Source organism: Flavobacterium anhuiense (genome assembly GCF_004151235.1).
In the GTDB taxonomy this organism is placed as follows: Bacteria; Bacteroidota; Bacteroidia; order Flavobacteriales; family Flavobacteriaceae; genus Flavobacterium; species Flavobacterium anhuiense_A.
The window spans coordinates 39,341-54,443 of sequence record NZ_JUIV01000005.1 but is presented as its reverse complement, the minus strand read 5'-3'; the positions used below and the strand labels follow the sequence as shown (position 1 = coordinate 54,443).

The window sequence follows — 15,103 nt, the reverse complement described above, 5'->3', positions numbered from 1 at the left end:
ACTTAGACGGTTTAGTTTTTTTGAAGGAAACAAGAGAAACAAAACCGTAATTTAGTAATATGAAAATCGAATTGCAGCAATCTTCTTTTCTTCAAAAGGAAATCAACGAACCTTATTACTACATTTTGATGTTTGACGGAGAAGCTGTTTTTTCTGTCGATTTAACTAATTATGAATGCAAAGGAAAATGTCTTTTGTTTTTAACGCCGTACCAGTTATTGCAATGGAAAAGCTCTACAGTGACTTTTATTAACGCTTTAAGCTTTCATGGAGATTTTTATTGCATCGAATACCATAAAAAAGAAGTGGCCTGCAACGGAATTTTATTCAATGATATTTATAGCGAACCTTTTGTGACTGTTTCCGATTTTATTTACGAGGAAATTATGAGCATTATGGAAAGAATGAAAAGGGTAGAAGACTCTGAACAGGATTATGACAACTCGATTCTAAAATCCTACTTGCAAGTCATTTTGGCTTTAAGCAGTAAAGAAAAACAGTTGAAAATGTCACCACAGATTCAGGAATCTATTGGAAATGCTGATATTTTGAAGTTTCAGCATTTGTTGGACACGCATTTTCTAGAAGCAAAAGAAGTCGCTTTTTATGCTTCTAAATACAATTTGAGCGTGAATACTTTCAGTAAAAGAATCAAAAAACATTTCGGAAAATCGCCTTCTCAGCTTATCCAAGACCGAATTGTTTTGGAAGCTAAGAAATTGTTGCATTTGACAACCAAAACGATAAAAGAAATCGCAGACGATCTTAATTTTGAAGACGAATTTTATTTCAGCCGCTATTTTAAGAAAAGTGTAGGTATTTCGCCTAAAGAATTCAGAAAAGAAGTCGGTATTTCTATCGTGGCAAAATAGTCCATGAAAACTCCTTTACGTCCATTTTTATCCAGATAACTGTAACGTAATTTTGGTATGTATTTAAAACATAATCAAAATGGAAAATTTTATAAGATTTATTGCTGGTGGACAAAACAATTTTATTCACTTTTTAAGAATTGCTATATTTATTGTAATGGCATGGATTGGCGGATTAAAAGCCTTTAAATATGAAGCAGACGGAATAGTTCCGCTTGTCGCGAATAGTCCGTTTATGAGTTTCTTTTATAAAGATGCCAATAAACAAATTGTAAATGATGAAGGAAAGACGGTAAAAGCCTATACGCTCCATAAAAACCTTGAAGGAAAAACGGTTGAGAAAAACATTAAATGGCATGAAGAAAACGGAACTTATATTTTCTCTTACGGACTAGGAACCGTTATTGTCACTATAGGTTTGTTGGTTCTTTTAGGAATTTGGTTTCCTAAAATCGGTTTTGTTGGCGGACTTCTGACATTCGGAATGGCATTTGTAACTTTATCATTTTTAATCACAACACCCGAAGTTTACGTTCCGAATTTAGGAGGCGATTTTCCAACACCAGAGTTTGGTTTTCCGTATCTTTCAGTTGGAGGCCGTTTGGTTCTCAAAGACATTATCATGATGAGCGGTGGTTTAATCGTAGCTTCAGATAATGCAAAAGAAATTTTAAAACGATTTTATTCTTAATAGATGTATTGTCCTGTAAAAGGAAGACTCAATTGGCAATATAAAATTAAATAGGAACAGAATTAATTCCGTTCCTATTCATTCCGTAGGAATGTCTGATTGGTAGAATTTTTAATGGATTCACAGAATACGTTCCGTAGGAACGTTTGATTATCTTCACAACATGTATTCCGCAAAACAGGTGTCCCTACAGGACACTTTGCAAACACGTAACTATTTTTTTTCTACCAACGAGATATTCCTAACGGAATATAATTTCATAAAAAAGCTGTGCAAGGGCTCAGACTTGTACAGCTTTTTACAAAAACTCAAACTAATTACTCATATTTTAAATATTTCAGCACATCGACTTTTGTTACCTGATAAGCTTTTGCTAAAACAATGCTCAGCGTTAGAAATAACAACGAAACAAAAGCCATTAGAAATGGCAGAAACGGAATGTCGATTCGAGAAGCAAAGTTTTCAAGCCATTTCTGCATAAATAAATAGGCAGGGACAATTCCGATAAGGAAACCAATTATGCAGAAAACGACATACTGTTTGGATAATTCTTTTAGCAAAGTATTGGTTTCGGCGCCAAGCGTTTTTCTGATGGCGATTTCTCGTAATCTTCTTTCCATAGAAAAAGAAGCCAAAGCAAACAATCCGAAAACGGCAATTAATATGACCACAACATTCAGCAGAGCAAACAAATTTCTTTGATCTTGATATTTTTTATAGGTTCGAGCAAAGTTTTTATCTACAAAACCATACTCAAACGGATATTCCTGATCGACTTTAGATTTCCAGAATTTGTCAATTGCTGCGATCGTTTCAGGCATTCTTTCAGGAGATATTTTGACAGAAACATTTCTCATGTCATTTGACATCCAGTCAAAAGCATTGATATGAAAGAAAATCATTGGAGCGATATTGTACTCCATTCCGACGTAATGGAAGTTTTTGACAATACCGACAACTTTAAATTTCTGTCCTCCAAAAGTGATGTCTTGATTTACAGGATCTTTAACTTGAAGTGTTTTTGCGGCAACCTCATTCAATAAAGCGCTCGAAATGCTGTCTGTCGCCAATTTAGGGTCTAGATCTCTTCCTTTAAGTATTTTGATGCCTAAAAGGTTCAGTTGTCCAAAATCCATTGGCATTTGTTGGGTAATTACTTCTTTGTTTGCCTTGTAGTGAAGACCTTGCCAAGAATTGTCATTGCTTCCTATAGAAAACATCCCTGCAGAAACTGCTTCAACACCTTTAATTTTCAACAGTTCCTGTTTAATGATTTTATACCTTTCATATTGATTTTTTCCTTTTTGCGGTTTAAATAAAATATCCATAACCTGAGATCCATTAAAACCTAAATCCTTCGCCATCATAAAGTTTACCTGTTTGTAAACAATAAACGACCCGATAATAAAAAGCGTAGCAATAGAAAACTGCAAAACAAGCATTCCGTTTCTGAGCCAAATGCCCCTTTTGCTTCTTGAGAAGTTTCCTTTCAATACTTTAAGTGTTTCAAAATTTGAAATATACACGGCAGGAAAAACTCCCGAAACAATAATGACAAAAAAGAAAATCAAGACAAGCTGCAAGTAAAATTGAGCGCCAATAAGCATTAGATTTTTCCCTAAAAACGAATTGTAAAAAGGTAGCGAAAGTTCAACAATAACCATAGCTAGCAGGACAGAAAACAAAGTTATCAATGTGGTTTCAAAAACAAATTGCGCTATAATTTGATTTTTCGATGCTCCAATAATTTTACGCACTCCAACTTCTTTAGCACGTCTTACGGCATTTGCAGTAGCCATATTGATATAGTTTACAATCGAAAGTATTAAAATTAAGATAGATAAACCCACTATAATTTTTAAGAACTGCAAATTGGCGTTTAGTTCTGGAAAAGCAGAATTTCCTTGATAAAGTCTTGCCTTTGTAAACGGAAGAAGCCTTGATTTTATAGGATCTCCGTATTGTTTAATAAACTGCTCAATTGACAAGCCTTCAGCTTTTGCCTGTTTTTTGTAATTATCTTCAAGAAATATTTTATCTAAATTTTGAATAACTGCTGTTGTATCGCTTGGTCTTTTTATCTTAAGCATTAATCCGTAACTGAAACCCCAGTTGTCTTTATTTTTTTCTAATTCTTCTTCAATTATAGGAGTGACGACAGCAGGCATTACAGATGATTTTTCAGGCATTTTATAAACACCGCGAATCACAAAAATCTGATCGGCATATTTTACTTGTTTTCCCATTGGATTTTCATTCTTGAAAATCTGAGCAGCTGCTTCTTCAGAAATTGCCATACTGTTGCGATCATGAAGAGCCGTTTTGGCGCTGCCTTGAATAAATTCAAAAGGAAAGAAAGAAAAGAAACTCCTTTCGGCTGAAAAGATTTTGTCAACCAATTCAATTTTTCCCTTGTACTGAATAGTTTCCGTGGTATAATTTACTCTGAAATAACAGTATTTATCCAAATATGAAGTAGTTGCATTAAGCATTTTACCTGGAATTGGAGAATTTGTTGTCCAGATATTTCCACCGCCAAAATCGTTCATTGCAATGAAAATTTTATCTTTCTCAGGATTCCATTGATCGTAAGCGTGTTCATCGTTCCAGTATAGAATTGCAAAAATTAGACCTGCAATTCCAATGCTCAATCCCAATATATTAAGAGTTGTAAAGAATTTGTTGTTCTTAATATGATATATAAATATGTTTGTCCAATTCTTCAACATGACTTTAGTAGTTAGAATTTACTAAAACATCCACATTTCTATGATTCACTTTTTCAGAAAGGATTACACCGTCTTTCATAAAGATGGTTTTCTGCGAAAAAGAAGCGTCGTAATCGGAGTGTGTTACCATCAAAATTGTCGATCCGCTGGCATGAAGATCGGTTAGTAATTCCATAACTTCATTTCCGTTTCTGCTGTCTAGATTTCCTGTTGGCTCATCTGCCAAAATAATTTTCGGATTATTGATTAAAGCTCTTGCAACGGCTACACGCTGCTGCTGTCCGCCTGAAAGCTGCTGGGGAAAATGCTTCAATCTATGTGCGATTCCCAAGATTTTTGCCATTTCGTTTACTCGCGATTTTCTTTCGGCAGAAGGAACATTGCTGTAAATTAAAGGCAGTTCGATATTATCAAAAACTGATAATTCATCAATTAAGTTGAAGTTCTGGAAGATGAATCCGATGTTTTCTTTTCTAGCTTGCGATTTTTGTTTTTCCTTCAAACCCACCATTTCTTGATCAAGAAGCTGGTAACTTCCGCTTGAAGCGCTGTCCAAAAGTCCGATGATGTTCAATAAAGTCGATTTTCCGCTTCCAGATGGTCCCATAATAGAGACAAAATCGCCTTGATTGATGGTTAACGAAATTTCGCTTAATGCTTTAGTTTCTAATTCCTCAGTTCTAAATACTTTTGAAAGTTTTGTAATGGTAATCATAATTTGACTGTTTTAATTTTTGATTGATTGATTATTTGATTTTTTTTAATTGCATTTTGATTGTGTCTTTATACAATACCATATTCCACTGCATAGAATTGCTGTCGAAATTATTAATTTGAACAGGAATTGTATCAGGATTTTGCAAGTTTCTTTCATACGAAATTACTTTAAAGGTATTTTTTACATCATCAAATCGATATTTCATATAAATAGAGGCACTGTCGACATACATATTTGGATTTGGGCAGAAAAACATCTTTTCTCTTTCTTCAATATAAATAGTTTTCCATGCAGAACTATCTTTTTTCCAGGCATTGTCATGAATTATTTTGCCATTGCGCGATATGGTTTCCACTTTCCATTTTCCAAAATATCTTTTAGAAAGCTGAACTTTATGGCTGTAATAAAGTACAAATAAACATGGTATTATGATGCAAAAGGCTCTTGCAGCAATACGCAATGCTTTATTTTTTACTATAGAATAAGCTTTTGAAGAATGATTAAATAAAGCAATTATATTTTCTTTATACTGCCATAACAAATATGTTAAACCAAGCATAATTATTATTGAGGTAAAACAGGTAATGGGACCAATATTGTAAAATAGATTAATCAGTAAAATATTGAACATTACCGGCATAAGCAATACTAATCCGAGTAAAATAGATCGTCTGAATAATAATGCAATACCTCCCGCAATTTGTAATAGAGCAACTATTATAGAAAGACCATAAGAATAGCCATAGTATTTCCAAGTAAGTTCTTGACCTGTAAGAGCACTTGCCAAAGAATCATTTATGTGATATGAAAAAGAAAAATTAACGTCTATAATCTTTTCAAAACCAAAAATGCAAACATGAAAGGCAATCCAAAATCGTAACAAAACGATAAGTAGAGTTTTGTATTTTTCGGAGTTTATGTTATTTCTTTTTTCTTTATAGTTCCAATAAAATGAAAAGAAAAGCGAAAATAAAATTGCTGCCAATAAACTCAACATTCCAGCTGCATTTATAAACTTTGTGAGATTATACGGAAGAATAGGCAATATCACAAAAAGTAAAGCGTTTACTCCGCCAACAATTGCGAGAAAACTTAAATAAAATTTTGAGAACCAGTTAGATTGAATTGTGGAATGATTAGTGGTCATAAAAGATAATAATTTTGGTTGTTTTATTTTTTTGGTTTTTAAAATATTTACAATGTGTAATCGCTATTTATTTTGTTATTTTTACTTCCGAAAGAGGTTAATTATTAACGATTTACAAGTTCTAATGTGATTTTCGTGCCAGTAAATTAAACCTTGTAAACGCCTTATTTTTAAGGAATTATTTTTCGATAAAAATCCAAACTGTCCAATAATGGACACCTTTCGTCCAAAACTGAACAATAATGAAAAAGACCAATGCATCTATTTTAATCATCGACGATCAGGAAGACATTCTTTTTGCATCAAAAGTCTATCTGAAAAAGTATTTTGAAAACATTTATACGCTCAATAATCCGAAAAATATTGTCGAATTATTGGCAAAAAATGCCATTGATGTTGTCCTTTTAGACATGAACTACAGATTAGGATTTGAAGATGGGAGAGAAGGTTTGTATTTATTGAAAGAAATAAAAACGCTTTCGCCTAAAACGGTGGTAATTCTAATGACTGCTTTTGGAAAAGTAGAAACAGCTGTTGAAGGTTTAAAATCGGGTGCTTTTGATTATATCCTAAAACCTTGGGAAAATAAAAAGCTGCTAGAATCAGTAAAACAAGCTGTAGATAAAGCTCGAAAAGAACAGAAGAAAAGCAAGGAAGTTGAGATAAAAGAAGAATTTTTTGTAGGAAGTTCTGAGATTATAAAAAAGGCTTATTCGCTCGCAGATAAAGTGGCAAAAACAGATGCAAATGTTTTGATTCTGGGCGAAAATGGAACAGGAAAATTTGTTCTCGCACATCATATCCATTCGCAATCAGAAAGAAAAAATCAGCCTTTTATTGCGGTTGATTTGGGTTCTTTAAATTCTAATATTTTCGAAAGTGAATTATTCGGTTATGCTAAAGGCGCTTTTACCGATGCAAAAACGGATACAGCCGGACGTTTTGAAATGGCACAAAATGGAACCATTTTCTTAGACGAAATTGGAAATGTACCGCTTCATTTGCAATCAAAATTGCTTCAAGTGATTCAGACGAAAACAGTAACAAGATTAGGAGAAACGAAAGCAAGACCGTTGAATGTTAGAATTATTACTGCAACCAATTTGAACTTAAAACTAGAAGTTGCCGATAAAAACTTTCGTGAAGATTTGTATTATCGCATCAATACGATGGAAATTGTTTTGCCTCCGCTAAGAGAAAGACACGAAGATAAAATTCCGCTTGCCGAATATCTTTTAGATAAAATGATTGAGAAATATAGCCGTGACGAAATCACTTTTGATAAAAAAGTCTTGGAACAGATTGAAAAACATGCATGGAATGGAAACATTCGAGAAATGGAAAATAAGATCGAACGTGCGGTTATTCTTTGCGAAAACAACACCATCACAGTTTCTGATTTGGATTTAGAAACTATAACGCCTTATGAGGAAAACTCAGATGATATTCAGCTTTCTTCAGTTGAAAAAGCAGCAGTTGAAAAAGCACTTCTTAAAAACAACAATAATATCAGTAAAACAGCCGAAGAATTAGGGCTTTCAAGGGGTGCGCTGTACAGACGTTTGGAGAAATTTAATATAAATATCGACTAATTATGTTAAGGGCTTTACAAACTTACAAACTCCTTTTTCTGCGATTAATTTTTATCGTTATCGGAATCGAATTGTCGCTGTGTTTCTTTAGAATTGGTTTGCTCTTTACAGGTATTTTTGGTCTCTGCATGGTTTTTCTGTTGGGAAGAGAAATGTATTTTTATGTTAGAAATATGGTTTTAATCTACAATAAAACCATTTCATCAATACTTCAGGATGATTTTAGTTCCGATTTTTCTAAGCATAAATTCAACAGTACATATAACGAGCTTTTTACTTTGTATGAAACCTTAAAAAACAAACAAAACGAACAGGTTACGAGAGATATTATTTACCGTTCGATTTTAAACAATATAGAATCGGGTGTTATTATTTTGCAGAAACAAGAAAGTGATTGGAGTATTTTTTTGATGAACGATTATTTTTCGAGCCATTTTAATGTTCCGAAAGTTTCCAAGTGGAAATATCTTAAGAACCAGCTGCCGTCTTTATGCGAAATTATAGAAGAAGATGATTTTCATGAAATTAAAACTTCAATTGAACTTAGCATAAATGAACAAAGCAAACAGACGTTTGTTTTGCAGGCTTCAAGAACCGAAATTTTTGGACAGGATTATTTTATTGTTTTGTTAGATTCGATTCAGAATGTGGTAGAGAAAAAAGAAAAAGATGCATGGATTAACTTGATGAAAGTGATTTCGCACGAATTGCTTAATTCCATCACGCCAATTCGCTCGATCTGCCAGAATTTGGAAGATTTGGTAGAACAAGAACCGCTTTCGACAGAAGACTTAGAAGACATAAAACACAGCGTGCAGACGATGCTGAGACGAAGCGATCATTTACAGAAATTTGTTGAAGGATATCGAAAATTGGCTATGCTTCCTTCGCCTAAAAAAGAAAAAACGTCATTACAGCAACTCGTTGAAAATTGCATTCAAGTTATGAATCCGTTGTTTAGGAAAAATAATATTGAAGTGATTAATGGTGTTACTCAAAACTATTTGATAAATATAGATTCGCAACAAGTTGAACAGGTATTGATTAATTTATTGACAAATTCGATTAATGCTTTAGAAAATAGCAATCAGAAACAAATTTCGATTTCGGCGGAAGCAAAAAACAACCGTATTTTTATAAAAGTCTCAGATTCAGGAAAAGGCATTGAAAAAGAGATTGAAGAAAAGATATTTCTTCCGTTTTTCACCACCAGAACAGAAGGAGCAGGAATTGGACTGACTTTATCTAAAAATATTATTGAAGCACACGGCGGTTATATTTCGCATAAAAGTGAAAATGGAAAAACGGTTTTTGAGATTAGCTTGATTGAGGATTGATATAAAAGATGTATTTTTTTTCACGCAGATTCAGCAGATTTTTGCAGATTTAAAAAGATTTATTAAAATAAAAATCTACGTTTATCTGCTTAAATCCTTTTAAATCTGCGTGAAATATTTTAAAATATCAGTTTTTTCTAATCAACAGCTTTAGTTTTTCACTTTTAAAATTCACCTCAGAAATAATAGTGGCAGAAAAAATTAAAGTTCCGCCTAAAAGCAGTCGCCAAGAAAGGTTTTCTCCCAAAATAAAGAAAGCTCCAATTGCGCCAAAAACAGGTTCAAACAAATAAATTACCGCCACACGTTCTGCCGATAAATAACGTTGCGAAATGTTTGAAACCGTATACATAAAAGCGGTAGAAAACAAAGCACAATAAATTACGCCCATCCAAAACGTATTGTTTTGAGGAAACCATTCTGATGTACTGTCTGTTAGTGCAATAAAAAAAGTAAAAAGCGCACAAAACGCAAACATTGGAACAATAGAATATAAGAGGTTTTTGGTGGCCGAATGTTTTTCAACAGCAATCAAATAAACTGCAAAAGCAAAGGCTCCCGCAATGGTAAATAAATCTCCGAAGTTTATGGTAAATTTATCCTGAATGGCAATAATAAATAACCCAGTTAAAGCCGTCAAAGCGGCAATCCAGATTTTTAGTGAAGCGTTGGTTTTATAAATTGCTAGTTTTAATAACGGAATAATAATTACGGTTAATCCTGCAATAAAAGAGCATTGGGAAGCATCTGTATATTTAAGTCCAACAGTTTGTAATTGAATGCCTAAAAACATTGGAACAGCTAAAATAAAACCTGTTTTAATAGCTTCTCGATTGATGTCTTTCACATATTTCCAAAAAATGATACTCAATACCATTACAGCGAGAAGGAAGCGATAAAATAGAAATACGTTTAGCGAATAGTTGCCAATTGCCATTTTGGTAACAGAGTAAGATACTCCCCAAAATGCAGTGCCAAGAATTAATAAAAACAATAAAAGTTGTCTTCTTTCCATTTTAAATCAATGCTTTTTTCATCATTAAATCGGTTTGTTCGTCATCTCCTAATCTAAAAATATGTGTGTCAAATTGTACGAAACCATTTTTAGTGTAGAAGCTAACGGCTCTAAAATTCTTTTCCCAAACGCCAAGCCACATATAGGTTGCCTTAATTTCTTCGGCGATTTTTTCTGCCTGAGCATATAATGCTTGTGCGACTTTTTTGCCGTGAAATTCTTTTGCGACATAAATACGTTCTATTTCTAAGGCATTTAAATCTTCTTTTTCGGTTTGAGCTTCTGCAGTATTCAATTTCAAATAACCAACGACTTTTTCGTCTAAAACAGCTAAATAAAAATAAGATGAAAGATTGTTTAATTCTGCTGTCAGTTTTGCTGTAGCGAAACTTTCGTCCAGATATTTTTTCATATTTTCTTCGCTGTTGACATCGGCAAAAGTTTCAGAAAAGGTTTGTCTGCCAATTGCTTGAAGCTTTAAAATGTCATCTGTTGTGGCTTTGGTTATTTTTAAAGTGTCCATTTTTTATTTCTTTAATGCGTTAAAAGCTATTTTTTGTTTGTGATAATGCGTAAATTGCATCAATGGATTTACAGCAGATAAAATATTTTTTGGCTTTGGCCCGCGAACTTCATTTCTGGAACACCGCCGGAAAAATGAATATTACACAATCAGCACTCAGCCGTCAGATTCAGTCTCTTGAGAATCAACTAGGCGTTCAGTTGTTTGAGCGGAATAAACGCAATGTTAAACTGACTGCCGCTGGCGAATTCTTAAAAGAAAAATGGGAGGTAGAATTGAGTAAATTGGAATTTATTCATCAATCTGCTCGCCAGATTCAGTTGGGGGAGAGCGGTACTATTACCATTTCTCATCCCGATTCTATTTCGGCTTCTCTCATGCCCGAAATTTTGTCGCGTATTTCAGAAGCTTTTCCAAAACTAAAAATCAAACTGGTTCAGGTGCTGTACGAGAATCAGCAGGATTTTCTGCGAAATTATAAAATTGATCTGGCGATTACCAGAGATATTAATAATGCAAAAGATATTCAATCTCAAAAAATCTATACCGATCACTTAGCAGTTGTCGTTCCAGAGAATCATCCTTACCAAAAACTTGAAGATCTGACTAAAGAAACCCTCGCTTCTCAGAAATTTATTTTGCCAACTAATGACGACGGAAGCAGTTACAGCGACCTTATTCAGAGATTATTCAATTCTTTGGAGAACGCACCAGAACCTTATCTTCAATCTGAATTTGGTTCTTCTATAATTGCTTTGGTTCGAAAAGGACTTGGAATCGCAATTTTGCCCGATTCGTATGTCTTTCATGAAATTCCAGGAATTCGATTTATAAAATTGCCGCTAGAAACCGATTTATATGTCAATTGGAGAACCGAAGATCATAATCCCGTGCTTTCCAATGTTTTAAAATTGATTATTCCATAAATCGTTAAGCTCTTAGCATTCCAATATGCGGAATTCCGTCTTCATCATAAACTTCTCCTTGTTCTACAAAACCTAACGATTGATAGAATTTGGATAAATGGTATTGCGCACTGATTCGGATATGATTTTTTCCAAATTTTTCTTCGCAGCCTGCAATCGAAGCTTCCATTAGTTTTACTCCTAAACCTAATCCACGGTGAGATTTTGCAATTACAACTCTTCCTATAGAAATTTCTTCATAAGAAACTCCTTTAGGAAGCAAACGTGTCACACCTGCCAATTCATTATCGACATAATACAATAAATGAAAACCTTTTTGGTCTTTATTGTCTAAATCAAGGTAAGGGCAGTTTTGTTCGACGACAAATACATCGCTTCTTAAACGTAGCATATTGTATAATTCGTGATTAGTTAATTCATCAAAAGATTTAATGGAATGGCTAAATGTCATTTTTTATTTTAGGCTTTTATTTTTTTGACAAAGATAAAAGAGAGAATAATGAGGTAAAATGCTATTTTTTTATCATGTGATGCTGAAATTGCATTAGTGTGTGAAGTCGAAAACTTTGTCAAAGTTTTAAACTTTGACAAAGTTCAAGAAACGGTTTGTCATTCTGAGGAACGAAGAATCACACTAGTAACTCCGTATCGAATTTCTCCAATCTTTGTCGAATCCCGCGTGTGATTCTTCGTTCCTCAGAATGACAAGATTGTGGAAAATGCGATGTCTTTAAAAACAAAAAACTTTGTCAAAGTTCAAAACTTTGACAAAGTTATATTCAATTCGTAAAATATATTTTTTAGTGAGAAACTGCTTTTAAACCAACAATAGAACCAACTAAAGTCGCCAAAAAGAACAATCTCCAGAAAGCTGCAGGTTCTTTAAAAACAAAAATACCGACTAAAACTGTTCCAACAGCACCAATTCCTGTCCAAACAGCGTAAGCAGTTCCTAAAGGAAGCGTTTCTGTGGCTTTCATTAGTAAAAGCATACTTAAAGTTAATGAAATAAAGAATCCGATATACCAATAATACATTTCAGTTCCAGTTGTTGCTTTTGCTTTTCCGAGACATGAGGCGAATGCTACTTCAAATAGACCCGCGATGATTAAAATAATCCAGTTCATATAGTTAAAATTTTGTGGTGCAAAGTTCCTTTATGAAATGCAGAAAAAAATTAACAAATGATAAAAAATGAAGTTATTTTAATTCTGCACGTATTCTGCTTAAACTGACTTGTGTAATTCCCAAATAAGAGGCAATATGTCCTAATTGAACTCTTTGTAGCAGTTCGGGATGATCTTTCATTAATTCTAAATAGCGTTCAGAAGCATTTTTGAATTGTTTAGAAATCAAACGTTCTTCGGTTTTTATGAGTTCTTTTTCAGCAAATTTTCTTCCCCAATTAGCTATGTGAACGTCTTCGCTGAAGAGCTTTCTTAAGTTTTCCGTTTTGAGTTCGTACAACTCGCAGTCTTCCAAAAGTTCGATAGTTTCATATCCGGGTTGGTCTTCAACATAACTTTTCATCGAAATGACGGTTTCGCCTTCTTTTCCAAACCAAAAAGTAACTTCATTATCTCGTTCTATAAAAGCTCTAACCAGTCCTTTTTTTATAAAATAAATATTCGGTTCTATTTTATTGGCTTTTAGCAAAATATGTCCTTTAGAAAACGCTATTTCTGTAACATTGTTTTGCAAAGCGAACTTAGATTGCTCAGGAAGTTGGTGTATGTGATCAAGAATTTTGGAAATATCCATCAACGGAATTTTAGTATTTTGGAATAAAGGTAAAAAGTAAACAGTAAAATGAGTGTTTGTTTTAAAAAAAAATCCCATTTCAAAAGAAATGGGATATAAAATAGCCTCTGCGATGAGCTATTATAAACAGAAGCCATTTTTGACCAACATATAAACTAATTTATTCCTCCGCCTAAAGCTTTGTAAAGCAATACTTGTGAGTTTGCATTTCGAAGTTGGATGTCAACAAAATCCAATTCGGCTTGCAATTTATTTTTTTGCGCATTGATGATTTCCAGATAATTGGCATAACCGCTCAAATACAAATCGTTTGAGACATTTACTGCAATTTCGAGATGATCAATTTCGTTTAGTTTGTATTTTAAAACATCTTCGTAAGCTTCATTTCTATGCAGTAAAGCACTTAACTCGTTAAAAGCGGTTGTTACGGCATTTTGATATTGAAGAAATGAAATTTCCTGTCTTCTATTAGAAACATAAAATTCTTGTTTGATTTGTCCTTTGTTAAAAACAGGAGCCGTTAATCCGCCCAATAATTGCCAAGCGAAAGAACCTGCATCAAAAAGGGTGTTGAATGAAAACGAATTGAAACCTGCATAACCGCCTAGATTTACAGTCGGAAAAAACGCAGCACGAGCCGATTTTGCATCAGCATTGCTGGCAAGCAATTCAAAGTAAGCTTCAGATACGTCTGGTCTTTTATGAATGATAGAATCTACGCTTATTTTTTGGTTTAAAACTTCTAAATGTCCCGCTAGAAAGTCGCTACTTCTGTCAACTTTTCCACCATATTCACCTAAAAGTGTCAATAAAGCTTTTTCAGTCTGATCGATGCTTAATTTTAATTCTGAAGCTTCGGCATGAATGTTATTGTTTTGCGCATTAAACTGCTGTACAGCCAATTCTGTCGCTTTTCCTACTGATCTTTGAGCCGAAACAATATCCAATGCTTTTTCTTGCGTTTTCAAGTTGTTATCGTAAATAGCAGCTTGTTTGTCTAAAGCGATCAATTTGAAATATAAGTCGGCAATATCGCCTAAAAGACGTGTTTGAAGCAAACGCATTCCTTGCTGAGAAGCAAAAAAACGTTGTTGTGCCGCTTTTTTACGATTGCTCAGTTTTCCCCAAATATCAGCTTCCCAAGAAACTTTCGCTCCCAGAAAAAAGTTAGGAGAAACATTTTCATTGATTTTTTGCTTGTCTGTAATATTCTGAGAAAAGTTAGTATCGAAGTTACCAACGCCTTCCATCGTGTATTTTCCGTAATGTGTTCCAGATGCATCGGCAACAAAATCTAAAGAGGGAAGAAGCGCCAGTTTTGCTACTTTTAAATGCGAATTGGCAATCAGAATTCTTTCTTGCATGATTAAATAATCAGGATTCTTGGCAATGGCTTTCTTTAATAATTCCTCTAATTTCGGGTCTTTAAAAAAGGTTTCCGTTTTTAACGGAATGAAATTCTTGCTTGAAGTTTCTTTTCTTTGTGCATCAAAATTCTCTGGAAGTTTTGCAGCCTCTAGTTTGTTACTGACTTTTGGTGCAGAACAAGCCGTTAAAAGTAAAATCCCGGTTATTATAACGGCACTTTTGGTTGTCCTTATCACATCAGTATTTTTATATTGATTTAATATGTTTTTCATTGTTTAATTTTATTTGTTCTATCTGCTAAGCATTTTTCAATCGTATTAATTAGTTTAGATTAATCTGTGTAAATCTGCTTTAATCTGTATTAATCTGCGTGAAAAAATCTATGCACAAAAAATGTTTCACGCAGATTTTAAAAGATTGTTGC

The 15,103-nt window shown here is 33.6% G+C and carries 14 protein-coding genes; 5 read left to right on the top strand and 9 right to left on the bottom strand.

Going from position 1 to position 15,103, the window contains the following annotated elements:
* Positions 1-59: 59 nt before the first annotated feature.
* A complete protein-coding gene (locus tag NU08_RS08880) occupies positions 60-872 on the top strand; it encodes a helix-turn-helix domain-containing protein (RefSeq protein WP_129746786.1) in 813 nt (270 codons plus the stop codon).
* A gap of 79 nt (positions 873-951) precedes the next feature.
* Positions 952-1,563 carry a DUF417 family protein gene (locus tag NU08_RS08875; protein ID WP_129746785.1) on the top strand — a complete coding sequence of 204 codons (612 nt, stop codon included), beginning with the start codon at positions 952-954 and terminating at the stop codon, positions 1,561-1,563.
* Positions 1,564-1,880: 317 nt separating this feature from the next.
* On the opposite strand, the gene NU08_RS08870 is transcribed toward NU08_RS08875, so the two are convergent.
* From NU08_RS08870 to NU08_RS08860, 3 genes are read right to left on the bottom strand one after another with little or no spacing between them, the layout of a single operon-like run.
* Positions 1,881-4,292 (bottom strand): ABC transporter permease, encoded by a 2,412-nt coding sequence (locus NU08_RS08870; RefSeq protein ID WP_129746784.1) that lies wholly within the window; start codon positions 4,290-4,292, stop codon positions 1,881-1,883.
* A gap of 4 nt (positions 4,293-4,296) precedes the next feature.
* The gene (locus tag NU08_RS08865) at positions 4,297-5,007 is read right to left on the bottom strand and encodes an ABC transporter ATP-binding protein (RefSeq protein ID WP_129746783.1); all 711 of its coding nucleotides are present in this window, start codon (positions 5,005-5,007) and stop codon (positions 4,297-4,299) included.
* A 31-nt stretch (positions 5,008-5,038) separates the two neighbouring features.
* Positions 5,039-6,157: a hypothetical protein gene (locus tag NU08_RS08860; RefSeq protein WP_129746782.1), complete on the bottom strand. Its 1,119-nt coding sequence runs from the start codon at positions 6,155-6,157 to the stop codon at positions 5,039-5,041.
* A 242-nt stretch (positions 6,158-6,399) separates the two neighbouring features.
* Between NU08_RS08860 and NU08_RS08855 the strand changes: the two genes are divergently transcribed.
* On the top strand, positions 6,400-7,749 hold the full coding sequence (locus NU08_RS08855) for a sigma-54-dependent transcriptional regulator (protein WP_129746781.1): 1,350 nt from the start codon (positions 6,400-6,402) through the stop codon (positions 7,747-7,749).
* 2 nt (positions 7,750-7,751) lie between these two features.
* Positions 7,752-9,086, top strand: coding sequence for a sensor histidine kinase (locus NU08_RS08850; protein ID WP_129746780.1), 1,335 nt, complete (start codon positions 7,752-7,754; stop codon positions 9,084-9,086).
* Positions 9,087-9,213: 127 nt separating this feature from the next.
* Here NU08_RS08850 and NU08_RS08845 read toward each other — a convergent pair whose 3' ends face one another.
* Together NU08_RS08845 and NU08_RS08840 are read right to left on the bottom strand one after the other, a co-directional pair.
* Positions 9,214-10,101, bottom strand: coding sequence for a DMT family transporter (locus NU08_RS08845; protein WP_129746779.1), 888 nt, complete (start codon positions 10,099-10,101; stop codon positions 9,214-9,216).
* 1 nt (position 10,102) lies between these two features.
* A complete protein-coding gene (locus NU08_RS08840) occupies positions 10,103-10,624 on the bottom strand; it encodes a GNAT family N-acetyltransferase (RefSeq protein ID WP_129746778.1) in 522 nt (173 codons plus the stop codon).
* Between the two features lie 62 nt (positions 10,625-10,686).
* Here NU08_RS08840 and NU08_RS08835 point away from each other — a divergent pair, with 62 nt between their 5' ends.
* Positions 10,687-11,550 carry a LysR family transcriptional regulator gene (locus tag NU08_RS08835; protein ID WP_129746777.1) on the top strand — a complete coding sequence of 288 codons (864 nt, stop codon included), beginning with the start codon at positions 10,687-10,689 and terminating at the stop codon, positions 11,548-11,550.
* A gap of 4 nt (positions 11,551-11,554) precedes the next feature.
* Here NU08_RS08835 and NU08_RS08830 read toward each other — a convergent pair whose 3' ends face one another.
* From NU08_RS08830 to NU08_RS08815, 4 genes are all read right to left on the bottom strand, one after another.
* Positions 11,555-12,001, bottom strand: coding sequence for a GNAT family N-acetyltransferase (locus tag NU08_RS08830; RefSeq protein WP_129746776.1), 447 nt, complete (start codon positions 11,999-12,001; stop codon positions 11,555-11,557).
* 349 nt (positions 12,002-12,350) lie between these two features.
* On the bottom strand, positions 12,351-12,677 hold the full coding sequence (locus NU08_RS08825) for a DMT family transporter (RefSeq protein WP_129746775.1): 327 nt from the start codon (positions 12,675-12,677) through the stop codon (positions 12,351-12,353).
* 73 nt (positions 12,678-12,750) lie between these two features.
* Complete coding sequence (locus tag NU08_RS08820) at positions 12,751-13,311, bottom strand: Crp/Fnr family transcriptional regulator (protein WP_129746774.1); 561 nt, start codon at positions 13,309-13,311, stop codon at positions 12,751-12,753.
* Between the two features lie 155 nt (positions 13,312-13,466).
* Positions 13,467-14,951 (bottom strand): TolC family protein, encoded by a 1,485-nt coding sequence (locus NU08_RS08815; RefSeq protein WP_129746773.1) that lies wholly within the window; start codon positions 14,949-14,951, stop codon positions 13,467-13,469.
* Between the last annotated feature and the right edge of the window lie 152 nt (positions 14,952-15,103).